The following is an 18,399-nucleotide window of genomic DNA, read 5'->3' as shown; positions in this document are numbered from 1 at the left end:
TCAATAGTTCACTACGTTTCCTATTGCGTATCTTGGGATAAAATAACATTTTGTTTTATTAACAAAATATATTAAAGTGTTGAAAAAAACTTAGAAGTTTTTATTATCGAAATTAAGCGGAGTATTACTTTGATAATATTTACCGCAATCAATTTCCACGCTTAATTTTATTGACGGTTTGCTAAAACGGTCATCAGTTTTAACATTTAAGGTTTTATCAGCATACACTTTTTTCATATAAAGAGCCCAAATTGGCAGGGACATATTCGCTCCCTGACCTAAGGCTGTGCTGCGAAAATGCACACTGCGGTCTTCACATCCCACCCAAACTCCAGTAGTAAGATTTGGAACAATACCCATAAACCACCCGTCAGAATTATTATCTGTCGTTCCAGTTTTTCCGGCTATTTGATTAGTAAGTTGATATCGCCCCCTTAATCGTGAACCTGTACCGCTTTCCACTACCCCTTGCAGCAAATTTATCATAAGATACGCTGTTTCTTCGCTCATAGCTTCCTGAGTTTTGGAAATAAAATTATCCAGAGTGTTACCGTATTTATCTTCGATACGTGTAACAAAAATCGGTTCAATATAAACTCCTTCATTAGCATAGGTATTTACAGCACCCACCATTTCATACAGTGTAAGGTCGGGAGTTCCTAAGCATATTGCATAAACTTCAGGAATATCGCTCTTAATTCCCATTTTTCTGGCAACTTTAATTACAGGGCCGGGAGAATACCGTTTAATCAGAAAAGCAGATATCCAGTTCACAGAATTTGCCAAAGCTTCTTTAAGAGCTATCATCTCTCCTTCCTTGTAATCACTTGAATTTTTTGGCTCCCATTTATCGCCATTGGGCAACTCAAAAGTAATAGGCACATTGGGCACTTTTGTGCAAGGAGAAAACTCCCCTTCCTGCATGGCGACAGTATAAACAAAAGGTTTAAAGGTGGAGCCTACCTGTCGTTTTGCCAGGCATACATGGTCATACTGGAAATATTTGCTGTTTATTCCACCCACGTAAGCTCTCACATAACCTGTTTGAGGTTCCATTGACATTAGTCCTGCCAGCAAAAACCATTTATAATATTTTACTGAATCAAGAGGTGTCATTACCGTATCTTTTTCTCCGCCCCAAACAAATACTCTCATGTGCGCAGGAGTGTTAAAAATCTTGATAATTTCTTCTTCGGAATAATTTTCTTTTTTTAAACCCTGATAGCGTTCAGAACGATACACACCTTGCATGATTAATTTTTCGATTTGAGCATCACTGAGCCTCCAGTCATAAGGTGCCCTTTTTACACCTTTCCAATGGCGATAGAACTCGCTCTGGAGCTCATTCCCGAGATGTTCTTTTATGGCCTCCTCGGCATATCGCTGCATTTTAGAATTTATTGTGGTGTAAATTTTTAATCCGTCTTTAAAAATATTATAAGGTGTACCATCTGCTTTAAGCTTTTTATTGCACCATCCGTATATAGGATTGTTTTCCCATTGGTCAAGTTCTTCTTTATATCTTTTAAGGTCAGCATAATCGCTTTCTACGGGCTTTTTCTTTGTTAGCAATGTTTTAAGATATTCTCTGAAATAAGTTGCCATGCCAACATTATGGTCCTGTATTCTGAATTTTGACATATCAATAGGCAATTGCCTTAAGGAGTCATATTGCTGAGACGTAATAAATCCATAATTTTCCATTTGTTTTAATACCACTTCGCGTCTTTTTTTTGCATTTTCGGGGTTCCGGGTTGGGCTGTATTTCGTTGGAGCCTTTAACACTCCAATAAGAAGAGCCGCTTCCTGAATGTTAAGAGAATCGGTGGTTTTATTAAAATAGGTACGTGCTGCGGATTTTATTCCATAAGATTGGTTACCAAAATCAACAGTATTTAAGTACATAGCAATAATTTCTTCCTTAGTATAATTATGTTCCAGTTTTATTGCAGTTATCCATTCTTTAAATTTTGTAATAAACATTTTTATTTTTCCCTGATTGTCATCACGTGGGAAAAGATTTTTGGCAAGCTGCTGTGTTATCGTACTGCCACCTCCCGAAGTGGATTTGCGTCCAATGATTGTCTTAAAAACCACTCTGAATACACTACGAATATCGACTCCTGCATGTTCTGTAAACCGGGCATCTTCTGTAGCAATAAGAGCGTTAATAATATTGGGTGATAAATCTTCGAAATGGATATTGGAACGGTTTTCAATATAATATTTTCCAAGTAGGGCCTGGTCGGAGGAATATATCTCAGAAGCCAGATTGCTTCGTGGGTTCTCCAATTCTTCAAATGTTGGCATAAAGCCCAAAAGTCCTAAAGATATTGTCGTAAATAATAAAACAATCAATCCAAAAAAAGAGGCATAAATTATCCACAGAAATTTGATATACTTTTTGCTCTCGTTTTTTGTAGATTTCCCGGGCATTTTAATTTTCTTTTTGAGATTTTTCAATCCTGATACCAAAATTTTCAATACCTTTCAATTCTTCTTCTCGCATGGCTTGTTCAAACTCAAAAGAATAAATTCCCGCCAAAGGAAATCTTATATTTTTTGAAAACAATATGCGGTTGTCAATCAATTTACCTGAACCACTGCCAAGCCATTTACCCTGTGGGTCGGCAAGAAAAAATTCCAAAGTATCGGCAGATATCTTTCCATCCGGATAAAAAGTCTTCATAAAAACATACAGGTTTGAAAAAGCATAATCGTTTGTATTTCGAATGTTGATATAGAAATCATACATTTGCAGCGTGTCTTCCACAGGCACTGAAAATCTTACTATATCTGAAGATCTCCAGGTACCATTTTCAATCTTTTTAAACTTATCAATAACAACTCCTGTATTACAAGCATTTAAAAAAAACATTATAATAAGATACCCAAAAAAAAATCTTGTAATTTTTATTTTATTCATCGGCATATCTTGATAAATCTTCTTCGAAATGTTCAAATTCAATTTTCTTTTCCTTTTTCTGAGCAAAGTCTTCCAATTTATCAGGAAGAATACCCTTTTTATTCTCATATATAATGTTTTTGACTTTTTCCACAGGTATTGCTAAAATATTTGCCATATCATCTGTGTAGGAAAACCACATTATTTTTTTCATCACATCAATCTTATGACAATTGGCAATTCCTTTTTTAGTTTTTAAAAGGATGTCAGTATTTGGAAAATCTTTTAGCATGTCAAGATAACATTCATACTCGTAATTCAGGCAGCACTTCAGTTTGGAGCATTGTCCGGCAAGTTTCTGCGGATTTATGGTAAGTTGCTGTACCCTTGCCGTGTTTGTAGATACTGATTTGAAATCAAACATCCAACTGGAACAACAAAGCTCCCTGCCACATGTTCCGATACCACCAAGGCTGCTCGCCTCCTGCCTCACTCCAATTTGCCTCATCTCAACGCGAACACTGAATTTTTCCGCCAGTACTTTTATCAACTCCCTGAAATCAACACGGTCTTCAGCAGTATAATAAAAAGTAGCCTTTGTGCCATCGCCCTGAAATTCCACATCATTTACTTTCATTACCAGTTCAAGGTCGGCAGTTATTTTTTTAGTTTTAAAAAGTATTTCATCTTCCGGAACGACAACGGAAATCCATTTCTCAATATCAGATGGCCTTGCCCTCCTATAAATCTTTTTTATTTCACGGGTTTCTGGTTTGAAATGCTTTTTTTTCATTTGTAAGCGTACAGCTTCCCCCATCAAGGTTATAATTCCTATATCATGACCAGGAGATGACTCAACGGCAACAATATCACCTAATTCAATATCAATATTATCCGAGTTTATAAAAAAATCTTTGCGGCTGTTTTTAAAACGAACTTCAACATAAGGAAATGCTTTATAAACTTTTGGCGGATGAATATTAGAAAGCCAATCATAAGCATTGCGTTTACAACATGAAGGATTATATAATTTATCATTTTTCTGATGTGTTTTGGGTTTCGAACTGCAACCCCGGGTCAGAAAATCATTTTTTTCTTTACTCATAAAATATTTCTCTTACTGCAAAGTTACATAAAATATGAAAATCAGCTTATATTATGACCGCATGATTTGGTTGAGCAAAAAAGTAAGGTTCATAAAAAGGATTTTCGGATTTGCATTCCTTTCAATATAGTAAATGGCTTTATTAAATTCTTCAGCGACATAAGGTATTTTATCAGTGGTAAGAACTTTTGCAAATTTCTCAATAAACTCTTTTTCTTCATCAAGCAGATTTAAGAGTTTTTCGTTCCCATGGTTCTGTAGAGAAGAACTGCGGATAATTTTCAATGCATATGCAAAAAAACTTTTTTGTTTTTCGCGACCTATTTTGGAGATATCATCAATAAAATGGTTCAGTTCTAAAACATCTTCTTTATTAAAACGATAACAAATACGTAACCAGTTTCTAAGGTTAATCATATTATCCTTTTCTTCCTCATCATCCGCAAATAAAGTTTTAGCATATAAAATATTCCCATCAGAAATATTAGCTATCTTACGAGCCTGCACTTCGTTAGCCTGATATTTTTGAACCAAAAATTGACTTATTTCTTTTGCTTTCAAGCGAGGAATCTTCACTAACTGGGTCCTTGAAAGAATAGTTTTGAGTATCTGTTCATGTTTTTCAGAAACAAGTATAAAAAGAGTCTTTTGAGGCGGTTCTTCTAATATCTTTAGTATTTTAGGTGCAGCAGCATGATATAACTTTTCGGCCATCCAAATGATAACAATTTTGTATTCCGATTCATAAGCTTTCAGGCTTATCTTTTTTATCATTTCATCACAATCATCGGCGTTAATTATTCCCTGTTTGTTTTTAACATCAATAGTATCGTACCAGTCATTTAATGACACATAATAATCATTGTCAATAAGAAAGTTACGCCATTGTTTTATGTAATTCTCACTTTTGGGTTTGCTTTTAACCTCATCACTTGTCGTTACAGGAAAGAAAAAATGAATGTCGGGGTGAATAAGCTTCTTGAACTTCACGCACGATGGGCAGATGCCGCATGAATCTCCCTGCAAGTCATCCTTATTTTCAAAATATTGTTTGTTTGTACAACAAATAAATTGTGCATAAGCAATGGCAAGGGCAAGTTTCCCTGAGCCTTCGCTGCCCAAAAAAAGCTGGGCATGGCTTACCCTGCTATTCTTCACAGTTTTTACCAGATAATTTTTTATCTGCAGCTGGCCTGTAATTTCTATAAACTTCATAGGACGGAAAGCAATGTTTACGAATACAATGCTTATTTAATAAGCTCCTCTATTATAGTATCTGCTGAGATACCTTCTGCTTCGGCTTTATAATTTTTCACGATTCGATGCCTTAATACCTGTCTGGCAACCTGATGAACATCTTCAATATCCGGAGAAAATTTCCCGTTTAATGCAGCACTGCATTTAGCGCCAATAATAAGGTATTGAGATGCCCTTGGCCCGGCACCCCAAGAAATATAATTGTTTGCCCATGGATGAGCAATATTGGTATTAGGACGAGTAATTGTGGCCAATTTTATTGCATAATTATATACATTGTCAGGGACGGGAATTTTTCTTATGATACTTTGAAATTCTAATATTTCATCGGCTTTAAGAACCACGTTAACAGAAGGTTTGTAATTAGTCGTTGTTGATTTGACAATATTTATTTCCTGTTCGAAAGATGGATAATCAAGCCATATGTTAAACATAAACCTGTCAAGCTGTGCTTCGGGTAATGGGTACGTACCTTCCTGTTCAATAGGGTTTTGTGTAGCAAGGACAAAAAAAGGTTCATCAAGTTTAAATGTTTTCCCTGCTACTGTTACTGCCTTTTCCTGCATGGCTTCCAGCAGGGCTGATTGAGTTTTAGGAGGAGTACGGTTAATCTCATCGGCCAGAATAATATTGGCAAACACCGGACCTTTAATAAAACGAAACTTCCGTTCTTCATCCAGGATTTCAGAGCCAATAATATCTGAAGGCATCAAATCAGGAGTAAACTGTATCCTTGAATAATTCAGTCCCAGAGCCTGGGCAATGGTATTAATCATAAGTGTTTTTGCCAAGCCGGGAACCCCAATCAATAACGCATGACCGTTACTGAAAATAGAAATGATGATATTTCTGATGACCTCATCCTGCCCAATAATTACTTTGGCAGTTTCAGATTTTACTGCTTTGTATTTCTCAACAAGCGCTTCCATAGCTTCTACATCCGATTTAAATTGAGTCATAAAACAAAGTGTTTATCGTTTATTCATTTGTTATCCAATCAAACTTAAGTTTGCAATCATTATAAATGTCAGCTATGTATATGTACGTATTTTTTGTCTTTTCCATTACCCATTTATTAATAGCATCATTTTGTTTAACTTGTAATGCAAGGTTTTGGATTTGCGGGTAATCATCCTTGAGGTTTGCTGTGTGTGGGTCCATTCGCGATTTAAGCATTATTATCCTATATGCTTGCACCCCTTCTTCATCAGTGAATATTGTAGGAGCTGACATTTCTCCAACATTCATCTTTTCTACGGCAAGATATATCAATGGGTCAATTTCTTCCGGGGCAAACTTGGTATCACCAGTATATGGGTTGGTGAGTTTACCGCCATTTAGCTTTGAAGGATCATCAGAATAAAGAATTGCTGCTTTCTCAAATGTAACAGAGTCTTTCTTTATTAACTCGGCAATCCTGTTGAGCTCCTGAAGTGATTTTGTCATCTCGGAAGGGTTTGCTTTTGGACTCATCAGAATGTGTCTGACATTAATATATTCTCCCCTTCTTTCTATCATTTGAATAATATGGAAGCCTTTTTTTGTTTTAATAATGGGTGAAATCTCTCCGGGTTTTAGAGAAAAGGCCGCAGATTCAAATTCAGGGAAAAACTCACCCCTGCCTACAAATCCTAATTCTCCGCCTTTTCTGTTTGACCCTGGATCTTCAGAATACAAATTTGCCATAACAGCAAAATCTTCACCTTTTAAAATACGGTCACGCAATGCTTTTAATTTATCTTTTACAGCCAGAACCTCAGTTTCACTGATTACAGGCTTTTTTACAATTTGCGCAATTTCAATCTGAGAACCAATCAAAGGGAGACTGTCAGGTGGAATACTGTTGAAAAAATCAGTTACGTCAGATGGAGTAATTTTAACATCCTGTGTGAGTTTTGATTGCACATTTTGTATTAACAGATAATCCCGAATTTTGTCTCGCAAATCTTCTTTAATTTCCAGTATAGTTTTATTAAAGTATTGTTCCAGTTTTTCCTGTGTTCCTACCTGACTGATAAAATACCGAATCCGTCTGTCAATCTCACTGTCAACCTGCTTGTCGGTCACTGTTATACTATCAATATCCGCCTGAGTCAGAAGTAATTTCTGAAACATTATTTCTTCAAGTATGCCGCATTTGATAATGCTTCCGGTAGTATTTCCCTGCAAAAGAGCCTGTATGTATTCATTTTCAATATCTGAAAAGAGTATGACATTGTTTCCGATTACAGCTGCAACCTGATCAATTATAATTTTCCCAGTATCGGATTGTGCGTTTGCACTAAGTGAATGTAAAAATATCAGGAATATAATTAATGCTTTTTGAATTATTTTCATTTCTTGGGATGATTTATCAGATAATAACTTCTTTAATTACAAAATAGTATGCTTTCAGTTCTTTTTTAACAATTCAAAATCTCCATTGCGAAGAGCATTTTCATAAATATCATTTTTCATATTATCTATCAATTCAAGTTTACGCTTATTAATAATAATATCTCTGATATTGTTTGCTTCAAAACTAATTGGAGAAATGCTTTCTTTAATCATAAACCCTTTGATATTCATTAAGTACGTATAAGATGAATCCTGTATTTCTATTAATCTGTTATTTTTGAGATATTCTTCCTGGTTATAAGTATTGATGGGTATTTCTTTCAATATATCATTAAATAAAAGCCAGTTCTGGTCTTCAAGATAATAGTTAGTTGCATACTTATGGCAGAAATCCTGTAGTTTATTCTTATCCTGAGGCTTATCGGAGCGTATAAGTGTATGGGGCAAAGTTGCAGGAACATTTTTGGGTATTTTAACATACACAACTTTTACTATATTTTCTTTAAGTTCGAAATCTGATTTATTTTGTTCATAATAATCTTCTATTTCTTTATCTGTTACCGTTGTGTCTAATTTTTGTTTCACAAGTTGCGATTCATATTCAAATACTATCAGAGAATTTTTGTACTCTTCAAGTTGTTTGGCAAAATCTTTCTGATTTTTATTCAGGTTTTTTTCTGCCTGCCTGATGAGAAGCTGCTGTCGTATCCAGTTATCAATATATTCCTGTACAATTAAAATGCTATCATCTTTTGAGATACCATCAGGAAGAATTTCTTCAATTTCGCTTAAGAAAAGATATTTATCATAAACACGAGCAACAGCATCTCCCATATCATTATCGGCAGACTTGCAGGAAAAAAACAGAACAACTATTGCAAAAATTGATAATAAAGCTTTACAAGTAGCCTTGCCATTGATAATGATATCTTTAAATTTTATTTGAACCGGCATAATATACGTGGTTTTATTCAAACCACATTTTGCAAGTATTCATATATAATTATTTCAATATAGATTCAAATACTGCCTGATTAACCTGGTAAGGATATTTCGCCCTAAGTTGTTTAATCCATTCTTCTTCCAGATAGTTTTGGTAATCGGCTGTAATTAAGCCTTTAGCTTCTTTAATCTGTTTCGGCTCTGGAGGTATAACTTTATGAACCATTACAAACACAATTTTTTTATCAATTTCTTGATTATCAGATATGTATTTTTCCCATTTCATATTGTCAATAATCGGGTTATCATCTTTACTGAATAATTTTCTTTCCATCTTTAGCATTGTAATGGTGTCGGTGTTTATTTTTTTCAAGATATCAATATCCTTTATTTTTCCTTTATCGTAATTTTTCAACAATTTACGGGTGCTTTTTGCCACATTATCATCCTTGCAAGTAAAAATAGTGGCATCCACGCGTTCACCCCACATGTATTTTGTTTTATTTTTTTCGTAAAAATCTTTCAGCCCATTGGTATCCTGAATAGCCTTTGACCAAACTTTTTTATCTGTAAGTTCAAAAAGCATAATGCCATCCCTGTATTCTTTCATCAGAGATTTAAACTCAGGATATTTTTCATCCAGTTTGCTATCTTCATATTGCAGGCAGCTTTCTTCAACAAAGGTTTCATAACGTTCGTTTACAAAAACCTGGATATGTGATTTATTTCTTTTTACCTGTTTTTGAGATAAAAAAGCCGTAAAATCTTTTTGTGTGTATGTTTTGTTACCGAGGGTAAACATTGTTTTTGTTAAGTTTTCAGCTTTAGTGGCATCCCACTTTCCATCAAATACAGAAGAATCAACTACCGTATAGAAGTCTTGTATTGTTTCAGGGTATTCTCGGAAATTATAATCGTTTTTAATTCGGTTAATAATTGATTCACGGCTTTTGTTGGAACGGCTATCTTTAAGTATCCTGTTTTTTAACATGATCTTTTCATCGTCAAATGATTTTACCGGCTTACGTTCAATTAGTTTTATGATATGCCAGCCATAAATGGTTTGAACAGGAGCAGAATAATCGCCAGTATTTTTCAGTTCGGCAATAGCATCAATGAATTCCGGCACCATTTTGTTAACTCCAAAACCTGGTAAGACACCTCCTTTTGAAGCAGAACCTTTGTCATCAGAATATTCACTTGCTATATCTTCATATTTTGCTCCATCTTTGATTTTGTTATATGCTACAAAAATTTTGTCTTTATATTTTTGCAAATCTTCAGGTTTAGCATCTCTGGGAATACTGACAAAAATATGAGCAACAACAACTTTCCCCATAGCCGGCCTTTTGTTGGTTACTTTTATTAAATGGTAGCCGTAATCCGTACGTATTGGCATTGAAATTTTACCAACTTCGGTATTGTAAGCTCCGTTTTCAAATGGATAAATCATATCAAGTACAGTAAAATATCCCAAGTCACCACCGTTGCCTTTAATGACTGATTTTGAAGTAGGGTCTTCACGATCACGTGACGAAGGGTCTTCAGATGTTTCTTTAGCAACAACATCAAAAGCTTCCCCTTTTAAAATCCGGTCACGAATTTTCATAATTTTTTTATATGCAGCAAGTGTGTCTTCCGGCAATGCATCTTTATTAATCCTGATCAAAATATGGCTTGCCCTTATATCTTGTTGCATACGCTCATAAGCTTCCTGAATAAGATATTCATCAACCTGCCTGTCTGTTAGATAAGGTTGTGCAAGTTGTTTGCGATACCCTGCCAATTCTGTTTTAAAACTAGTAAAGGTATCCAGTTTTTGTTCTTCTGCTTCTTTCACCTTTAGTTTAAAATTAATATATAAATCAAGGTATTCATTCAGTGATTTTTTATCCATCACTTCGCCCTTGACATTATTTTTATTATAAACCGCAATAAATTCTGATTTAGTAATTTTTTCTCCTGCCACTGTGAGTAAAACGTCATTCTGTGCGGTCGATAATTTGCTTATTAATGCTATTCCCAGTAAACAAAAAACTAATCTTTTCATAATATTCTATTTTAAAATCACAAAATTATAAAAATAAACAATTCATTATTTTCTACTATAATTGGGGGCCTCCCTGGTTATTATCACATCGTGAGGGTGGCTTTCGTCAACACTTGCAGAAGTTATTTTAATAAACTTTGCTTGTTGCAGTTTTTTAATATTTTCAGCGCCGCAATAACCCATTCCTGCTTTCAACCCGCCTACCATTTGGTGAATGACCTCTGACAAAGTACCTTTGTATGGAACTCTGCCAACAATCCCTTCGGGCACCAATTTACTTAAATCCTCAACCTCATCCTGAAAATATCTGTCCTTTGAGCCTTTTTGCATTGCTTCAATAGAACCCATCCCTCGATAGATCTTAAACTTTCTTCCTTCAAAAATAATAGTTTCCCCCGGAGATTCCTCGACACCAGCCAGCAATGAGCCCAGCATTACACTATGAGCCCCTGCAGCCAGGGCTTTTGTCATATCTCCGCTGAAACGTATGCCTCCATCTCCAATTAAAGGCACTCCCGTACCTTCTAAAGCTTTAGCTACTGAATTAATAGCTGACAATTGGGGAACACCTACACCTGCGATAACCCTTGTTGTACATATAGACCCAGGGCCAATTCCAACTTTTACGGCATCTGCACCGGCTTTTACCAAGTCAAGAGCGGCCTCAGCAGTAGCTATATTCCCAAGCACGAGGTCAATATCAGGATATTTTCTTTTAAATTGTACAGCAGCTTCTAAAACTCCTTTCGAATGTCCGTGTGCCGTATCCATCACTACAGCATCAACACCTGCCTTAACAAGGGCATCAATACGGTCAAACAAATCTTTTGTGATACCTACTCCTGCTGCTACACGTAAGCGACCTCTTGAATCTTTACAAGCATTTGGCCTGGCTTTAATTTTAATAATATCTTTATAAGTTATCAGCCCAATCAACTTGTAATTCTTGTCAACAACAGGTAATTTTTCTATTTTGTGTTCCTGAAGAATGTCAGCAGCTTTTTCAAAATCCGTAAACTCAGTGGTAGTAATCAGGTTTTCTTTGGTCATTACTTCCGATACCGGGCGGCCGTGATTTCTTTCGAAACGCAAATCCCTGTTAGTAACAATGCCTACAAGTTTATTGGTATCATCAACCACAGGAATACCGCCAATTTTATATTCGCGCATTAATTCAAGGGCATCATAAACAAATGCATCTTTTTTTAAAGTAATCGGGTCTATTATCATGCCGTTTTCAGCACGTTTCACTTTTCGAACTTCATTGGCCTGCTCCTCAATAGGCATATTTTTATGAAGAACCCCAATACCACCTTCCTGAGCAATGGCAATGGCCATATACGACTCAGTTACAGTATCCATAGCAGCAGACACAATGGGTATGTTCAAGTGTATGTTACGGGTAAATTTTGTAGAAACATTAACCTGCTTAGGGAGAACTTCTGAATAAGCAGGAATGAGCAAGACGTCATCAAATGTGAGGCCTTCTCCAACAAATTTATCTGCTTCCGGTTCCATTTTATACTTTTTTAAAATTCCTGCAAAAATATGAAAAATAGTAATTTCTTTACTATATTCATAATAATAAAAATGCGAAAAAACAAAGAGTTTTCAGCGAACTAATGTAATGATGCCGCGTTTTACAAATGACTTGTTTTGTGCGCTGGTGATTTTTATATAGTAAGTATATATGCCAAACTCGCATTTATCACCGTTAAAAGTCCCATCCCAACCCACATTATAATCTGCAGTTTCAAAAAGTTTTTGGCCCCAGCGGTTATATATAATAAAACTGTAATCGTCCTTATCGGTAAAGACACCAATGGGTTTAATAATATTATTTATGCCATCAGGACAAAATGCATTGGGCATATAAAGGCGAGGAGATTGTAATAGGAGGACATAATTTGAATGTACGGTATCATAAAAAATAAAAGTACTATCATAAACATCGTAGAGAGTAGCCTCAACATAATATCTGAAACGGCCACTGCTTTCGGTATAACTTTCAACATCGTCGGTCATAGTTGTTTCACTTGAAGAAAGTGTTTGAATTTTAGTAAAAGGCTCATAATCTTCAACTTCTCTTATTATGTTATATGCTTGTGGCAAACGGTCCTCATAGTGACTCCAATAAATATAATTATACAGATAATCATCTGCATTTCCATTTATAAAGATAGTTTTGCCGACGTTGGATTCTAAAGCATCTAGGTCGCAACTGTCAGTAACAACTACTTTGTAATAATAACTACTCTGATGAACATCGCCTGACATATCGTTATAGCTTACATTAGCATATACATTATTGGGAGGAATCAGGGCAATGGTATCATAATTCAAACCATCTGAAGAGCGCAATACTTTATACATGGTCACATAAGCTGTTGTATCAACAAAAAATCCTATTCTTATATAATCATCATTCACCACTGTTGCGTATCTTAAATAAACATACTTTGGGGGGTTTGGTTTTGTTACCAAGGCACATTGAGTATTGGATGATGATGTCTTTTGGTTATTAAGTGTAAATGCCCTAATGTAATAACAATAAGTGGAATTGTTATTCAATCCAATGTGTTCGAAAGATGTTATGGTTGGCGGCACATTGGCCAGTTCTGTATATGGGCTACCATTTTCGCTAACAAAAATAGTATATCCGTCAAGTATTGGATGGAAGTTAATATAGGGAGTCCATTCGAGCCTTATTTTATCAGCGCAGGCATTAAGTATCAGTGGCGAAAGATAAATTGTCTTGTGTTCAAGCCCCATCTGGCTAAGTTTTTTACAACTGTCAACGGCAGCGATTCTATAGCTAACTGAAGAATCGGAAGGACTGGGACTTAAATGAACATATTGTGTTTGCGGTACATCCACAGAATCAATCAGGTACCAGGGAGCTCCCATTTTATGATATATATAATACTTAACAACATCTGCTGAGACACTTGGGGACCAACCCAGCACCGCTTTCCCTGAGATTAAATCCACACTAACACTATCAAGTAAAGGCAAAGTGGGTGGGAATCCGTCATGTAGGTTTTCTCCATCTACTGAAGATACAGATATACAGCCCGTAGCGTCAGAAATTTCAATACGGTAGTTAATAAAAGCACTGCAGATATTAACAGTATCCTGATAATTAAGTGCTGTTGTTGAATCTAAAAGATTCCATGAACCCGGAGGATATTCTCTATAAATATGATACCATTGGGAGGAGGTAACAGGTAATGGTTCATGTATTGGGTTCCATGTTATGTTTGCAATCTCACCACCTCCTCCTGTTGTTACTTCAAGAAAAATTGTGCTTAAAGTATCGCTGTTTGTTTCGGAAAAATACTTCCCATAACAACCGGATCGTGTGTTTATATAAAAATACCTCTGCCCGCTATTCCCTCCCAACCCTGAATATGTTTTTGAAGTCACATTATAATCAAATATACTATCAATCACAACAAAAGGTCCTGTAGGTGAGTCAGAATAATAAACATGATAACTATTGAATGTATTCAGGGGATCAGGCGGAGGTATCCAATTCAAAGTAATATCTCCGTTATCATGAACTTTAGTGCATTTTAATTCGGGAGGTTCAAGAACAGCGAGCGGTAAAACAACGATTGAAATAGTAGCAATCCTAATTCCAGGAGCAGGACAGTTGTTATCATAGGCCTTAATAATGAAATTATGTACGTTAAATAACGTTCCACATATACCCGGAATACCTGTGATTGATACCGGATGCGTAAGGTGGTCGCAACTAGTTTGCCAATGAAAATGCGTAGCCACAGCATACATAGCTGATATGATGGGAGGTGGGTTTAAAGTTGCGCATGGTGGCCGTACACATCCTGTGGTGCTTGTATAATTCGTACCAAATTCCTGTCCCGAAGCTTCTAAGGTAACCGTCTGAGGTAATCCGTTAGGTAGTGTGCCGTTATCAATGATAGTGATGTCGAAATCTACCACATCACCGGCATAGACAGTATCCGTATATTCATAAATCCCTGAAACAGGATTATAAAATGGGCCGGGAATATCCGGAGGAACATTGTTTCCGGGACATGCTAGCAAAACGATTTGCATTTCCCTGAATATTTCTGCTATTTTAATTCCGCAACGATAAGCTGTTACCTTTGTTACTGTAACAAAAGCGCCGTTAGTATAAGATGTGTAAGATATTTCACCATTGTATGGGTTCATGGTTGCAGGAATGTTAGAAGGGTTCTGGGCGGTACCGGGCAGGGGACTTAGGAAAGAATAACCCGGAGTATAACCCATTTGCAAAGTAACGCTTTGCATAGCCGGTGCCCATGCAAACGACAAAGAATCAAGTTCTTTGTCTGTAGCATTATGATTATAACGAAAAGGATAACCTGTACATATAACAGTGGAGGGAATTTCTGCAAAAACAGGACTGTTATCAAAACAAGGAAATGCGGGTTGTCCCTGAAAAGAATACATTATAGCTCTAAGATACCAGTTATAATTTGTGGGATCAACCATGTTGGTACTCGGATTGCGGCAACAATCAGAATGTGAAAATATCCAACCCGCTGCAGGTGGTGTTCCACTTAACAACACACCATTGGGATAAACAGCATCAGAGGTAAAATACCATTCTTCAATAGCCCCGGTATTAGATAATGTTGGTTGAGGGTAACATTTAATTTCCTGATTCGGATCAAAGCAATTGGGAGATATATCTGTTTTCCCGTCCAAAGCCCCATCCAGTCCGTCCATAGGGTTGCTGCCGGGGCGTAAAGTCATAGTTATGCTAGTTGGCGGTAAATAATTGCTCACATTAATTGTTTCGGTGGTATAATAATTAACTGAAGTACCACATTCCCTGTACAATTTCATGATAAAACGATACCTGCCGTTAGCAAGGCATTCCCATGTAATCTCACCACCCATATAATGTGTTGCCAACACTTCAGGCACTGAGAGTAGCAACAATAACAAAAAAATTTTAATCCTTTTCAAGGCTTTTATATAAAATTATTTATTGCAAAATAACAAAAAAATTTATTATTAGCATTAAGCATTATAAAATCAAAATTAAAAAACGTAAATTATATTATAAACACTTGCTAATCAAATCCTTTTTTAGGGTATTTTCTATTATTTTCCAGCTATTAATTCCAACATGGAATTTTCATGCAGGTATTGATTGCAGGTATGCATTATTTCATCAGGAGTTATTGAGTTTAATGTTTTGATATAATTTTGGTAATATTTTTTAAAATTCAATCCGGAGCCAAGAAGGGATAAAAAACAATTTGCTGTTTCAAATGGTCCGTCAAAAGAACGCGACAACCTTCCCGTAAGGTATTTTTTCACAATGTCAAGTTCGGAATTAGGCACTGGTTCAGTTCTTATTTTTTTTAATTCCTTATATATTTCCTGAAGCGCTTTTTTGCAAACATCGGCTCCCACTTCGGAGGTAATAAAAAATGCCCCGGAGTGCCTGAAAGGAGTTAAAACAGAATAAATGCCATAGGTATAACCTTTATCTTCCCGGATGTTCTTCATAAGCCTGGAACCAAAATACCCTCCAAGCAAAACATTTGAAATAAAAATTTTCAGATAGTCTTTATGAGTATTGTTAACCATAATTTTTCCAACCCTCAGAGCCGATTGAACACTGCCTTCCATTCTAATTATTTTTTTCTTTTTTTCATTTTCAGGCTCAAAACTATTTATTGTTGCGCGTGATCTTTTTATGGAGGATTTGTACCCGAAATATTGGTTAAGAAGGCCTGGCAAATTTTTATTAATATTACCGGAAATAACCATTCTACAATACGAAGGCAGATATCTGCTTGCATGAAATGCTAAAAGTTTTTCTGAAGTTAAATTATCATAATCTTCTGCGATTCTTATGGTGCCATAGGGGTGTTGTGCTCCGAACAACTGTCTCCTAAAATACATAGCGGCCACTTCATTCACCTTCCCCATATCCTCAATAAAAGTCTGTTTGTCTTTTTTAGAATGTATCATTAGCTCTTTTTCAGGAAATGCGGGATAATTAACCATTTCTGCAAGCAGCGGCAAAACATGTTTTATATGTTTGCAAGGTGCAGACAAAGAAATTTTCGCTGTATCCATATTGGCAGAGAGGCTAAGCCATGCACCATAATAATCAAGTTTTTCCGATATTTCAAATGAAGTATAACCCGCGCTTCCTTCCCGGAGCATTTTGTTTGTATAACCAGCCACCAATGGTTCCGGCTGATAATATACCCCGGCATCAAACACTATGTCAACTTTTATAATATCAATATTTCCTGAACGGAATATAAAAACCGGAATTCCATTATCCAGTTTCAGCGCTTCGGGTTCTGCAATATCCAGGGCTTCAATTTTTTTTAGCTCCGGCTGTATGCTTCTGTCAATCATCATGATTTGTTATAAAATAAATAAATTATTTTTTTCTTCCGGCTTTGTAATATAGTACAGAGCAATTCTTTTCGGCAAATATCTTTTTTGCCAACCTCCGGATGTCAACTGCAGTAACTGCATCGTATCGTTCAGCCTCATCATTAATCAAGCCGGTATCGCCCAGTAATTCAGCAACAGCAAGCTTCAATGCACGGTTCAGGATATTTACATTATTGAATTCAATAGCCGACTCCGCTTTATTTTTAATTTTCTGCAGTTCCTTTTCTTCAACCAAAGTTTCCTGCAGTTGACTGATTTCTTCAATTATTGATTCCTCAGCCTGCTTCATGCTTTTGCCTTTCATAAGTTTGCCCTGAAACACAAACAAGCCTTCGTCAAAATCTCCTGTGATATAGGCATCCAACTCGCTGAATATTTTTTTTTCTTTCACCAGTTTGGTGTAAAGCCTTGATGAATGGCCAGAGGAAAGAATATCGGAGATAAAGTCTGTTGTGTAGTAATCTTTTGACTTACGCGCACACATGTGGTAAGCCATGCAAATCATATCGAAAGGTACGTTACGCGTTACCGACTGTGTTCTTTTTTTTGTTTGCACAGGCTCTTTCGGCAATGAGCGTTTCATCTTTTTTCCTTTCCTGATTGGAGCAAACCATTTTTCGCATAACAGGCGCAATTCTTTTTCTGTGATATTTCCCACAACAGATAAAACAGCATTGGCTGGGTGATAATGTTTTTCGTAAAACGCCCTCACATCATCCATAGTGGCATTAGCAATGTGATTTATATCTTTACCGATAGTAGGCCAGCGGTAAGGATGTTTTTTATAAGCAAGAGGGCGAAGCAAGAGCCATGTATCGCCATAAGGCTGGTTCAGGTATCGTTGTTTAAATTCTTCAATCACAACATTACGCTGCACATCGAGGCTTTTTTTGGAGAATGCCAGGTTGAGCATGCGGTCTGATTCCAGCCAAAAAGCCGTTTCAATGTTTTGTGCAGGGATGGACAGATAGTAATTAGTAATATCGTTGCTGGTAAAAGCGTTGTTTTCTCCGCCGGCTTTTTGTAAAGGCGTATCGTAAGAAGGTATATTGGCGGAGCCTCCGAACATCAGGTGTTCGAAAAGATGTGCAAAACCTGTCCTTCCGGGGTGTTCATCCCTGGCGCCCACATCGTACAGCACATTCACCGCAACCATGGGAGTGGTTTTATCCGTGTTTAATATCACTTTTAATCCGTTGTCAAGCTCAAAATGTGAGAATTTTATCATTGTTTAATATTTCTTTTACAATACTTAATAAGATAATAGTTTTTTTAAGAAACAAATCAGAAAATTCATAAAAATACAAGGTATATCTCTGAACAATTTTTTTAAATATTGAATTAACATTTAATGGAAACCAA

General features: G+C 36.2%; 12 protein-coding genes. All 12 read right to left on the bottom strand.

Annotation, left to right across the window (positions count from 1 at the left end):
- Positions 1 to 90: 90 nt before the first annotated feature.
- The 12 genes from M0R16_09110 to M0R16_09055 all read right to left on the bottom strand — a co-directional run bounded on the left by M0R16_09110 (position 91) and on the right by M0R16_09055 (position 18,265).
- Complete coding sequence (locus M0R16_09110) at positions 91 to 2,436, bottom strand: penicillin-binding protein (protein MCK9613039.1); 2,346 nt, start codon at positions 2,434 to 2,436, stop codon at positions 91 to 93.
- Between the two features lies 1 nt (position 2,437).
- Positions 2,438 to 2,926 carry a gliding motility lipoprotein GldH gene (locus M0R16_09105; protein ID MCK9613038.1) on the bottom strand — a complete coding sequence of 163 codons (489 nt, stop codon included), beginning with the start codon at positions 2,924 to 2,926 and terminating at the stop codon, positions 2,438 to 2,440.
- Positions 2,919 to 4,010, bottom strand: coding sequence for a hypothetical protein (locus M0R16_09100; protein ID MCK9613037.1), 1,092 nt, complete (start codon positions 4,008 to 4,010; stop codon positions 2,919 to 2,921). Before M0R16_09100 ends, M0R16_09105 begins: the two co-directional genes overlap by 8 nt.
- A 51-nt stretch (positions 4,011 to 4,061) precedes the next feature.
- The gene (locus M0R16_09095; protein ID MCK9613036.1) at positions 4,062 to 5,225 is read right to left on the bottom strand and encodes a hypothetical protein; all 1,164 of its coding nucleotides are present in this window, start codon (positions 5,223 to 5,225) and stop codon (positions 4,062 to 4,064) included.
- Between the two features lie 32 nt (positions 5,226 to 5,257).
- Positions 5,258 to 6,226, bottom strand: a complete 969-nt coding sequence (locus M0R16_09090) for an AAA family ATPase (GenBank protein MCK9613035.1) — start codon at positions 6,224 to 6,226, stop codon at positions 5,258 to 5,260.
- A 19-nt stretch (positions 6,227 to 6,245) separates the two neighbouring features.
- Positions 6,246 to 7,604: a peptidylprolyl isomerase gene (locus tag M0R16_09085; protein ID MCK9613034.1), complete on the bottom strand. Its 1,359-nt coding sequence runs from the start codon at positions 7,602 to 7,604 to the stop codon at positions 6,246 to 6,248.
- Positions 7,605 to 7,658: 54 nt separating this feature from the next.
- A complete protein-coding gene (locus tag M0R16_09080) occupies positions 7,659 to 8,558 on the bottom strand; it encodes a hypothetical protein (protein ID MCK9613033.1) in 900 nt (299 codons plus the stop codon).
- 49 nt (positions 8,559 to 8,607) lie between these two features.
- Positions 8,608 to 10,596 (bottom strand): peptidylprolyl isomerase, encoded by a 1,989-nt coding sequence (locus M0R16_09075; GenBank protein ID MCK9613032.1) that lies wholly within the window; start codon positions 10,594 to 10,596, stop codon positions 8,608 to 8,610.
- Between the two features lie 45 nt (positions 10,597 to 10,641).
- Complete coding sequence (gene guaB / locus M0R16_09070; GenBank protein MCK9613031.1) at positions 10,642 to 12,114, bottom strand: IMP dehydrogenase; 1,473 nt, start codon at positions 12,112 to 12,114, stop codon at positions 10,642 to 10,644.
- Between the two features lie 93 nt (positions 12,115 to 12,207).
- Positions 12,208 to 15,552, bottom strand: coding sequence for a gliding motility-associated C-terminal domain-containing protein (locus tag M0R16_09065; protein ID MCK9613030.1), 3,345 nt, complete (start codon positions 15,550 to 15,552; stop codon positions 12,208 to 12,210).
- 165 nt (positions 15,553 to 15,717) lie between these two features.
- Positions 15,718 to 16,998: an insulinase family protein gene (locus tag M0R16_09060; GenBank protein ID MCK9613029.1), complete on the bottom strand. Its 1,281-nt coding sequence runs from the start codon at positions 16,996 to 16,998 to the stop codon at positions 15,718 to 15,720.
- Between the two features lie 22 nt (positions 16,999 to 17,020).
- Positions 17,021 to 18,265 (bottom strand): insulinase family protein, encoded by a 1,245-nt coding sequence (locus M0R16_09055; GenBank protein MCK9613028.1) that lies wholly within the window; start codon positions 18,263 to 18,265, stop codon positions 17,021 to 17,023.
- Between the last annotated feature and the right edge of the window lie 134 nt (positions 18,266 to 18,399).

The sequence above is a fragment of the Bacteroidales bacterium genome (assembly GCA_023228145.1).
Classification (GTDB): domain Bacteria; phylum Bacteroidota; class Bacteroidia; order Bacteroidales; family CAIWKO01; genus CAIWKO01.
The sequence above is the reverse complement of the archived record's forward strand: the minus strand, read 5'-3'. Positions and strand labels throughout refer to the sequence as shown.

Coding starts and splice junctions, on each gene's coding strand:
- M0R16_09060 (MCK9613029.1), bottom strand. CDS start 16,998: ATGATGATTGACAGAAGCATACAGCCGGAGCTAAAAAAAATTGAAGCC.
- guaB (MCK9613031.1), bottom strand. CDS start 12,114: ATGGAACCGGAAGCAGATAAATTTGTTGGAGAAGGCCTCACATTTGAT.
- M0R16_09095 (MCK9613036.1), bottom strand. CDS start 5,225: ATGAAGTTTATAGAAATTACAGGCCAGCTGCAGATAAAAAATTATCTG.
- M0R16_09090 (MCK9613035.1), bottom strand. CDS start 6,226: ATGACTCAATTTAAATCGGATGTAGAAGCTATGGAAGCGCTTGTTGAG.
- M0R16_09075 (MCK9613032.1), bottom strand. CDS start 10,596: ATGAAAAGATTAGTTTTTTGTTTACTGGGAATAGCATTAATAAGCAAA.
- M0R16_09100 (MCK9613037.1), bottom strand. CDS start 4,010: ATGAGTAAAGAAAAAAATGATTTTCTGACCCGGGGTTGCAGTTCGAAA.
- M0R16_09055 (MCK9613028.1), bottom strand. CDS start 18,265: ATGATAAAATTCTCACATTTTGAGCTTGACAACGGATTAAAAGTGATA.
- M0R16_09085 (MCK9613034.1), bottom strand. CDS start 7,604: ATGAAAATAATTCAAAAAGCATTAATTATATTCCTGATATTTTTACAT.
- M0R16_09105 (MCK9613038.1), bottom strand. CDS start 2,926: ATGAATAAAATAAAAATTACAAGATTTTTTTTTGGGTATCTTATTATA.
- M0R16_09110 (MCK9613039.1), bottom strand. CDS start 2,436: ATGCCCGGGAAATCTACAAAAAACGAGAGCAAAAAGTATATCAAATTT.
- M0R16_09080 (MCK9613033.1), bottom strand. CDS start 8,558: ATGCCGGTTCAAATAAAATTTAAAGATATCATTATCAATGGCAAGGCT.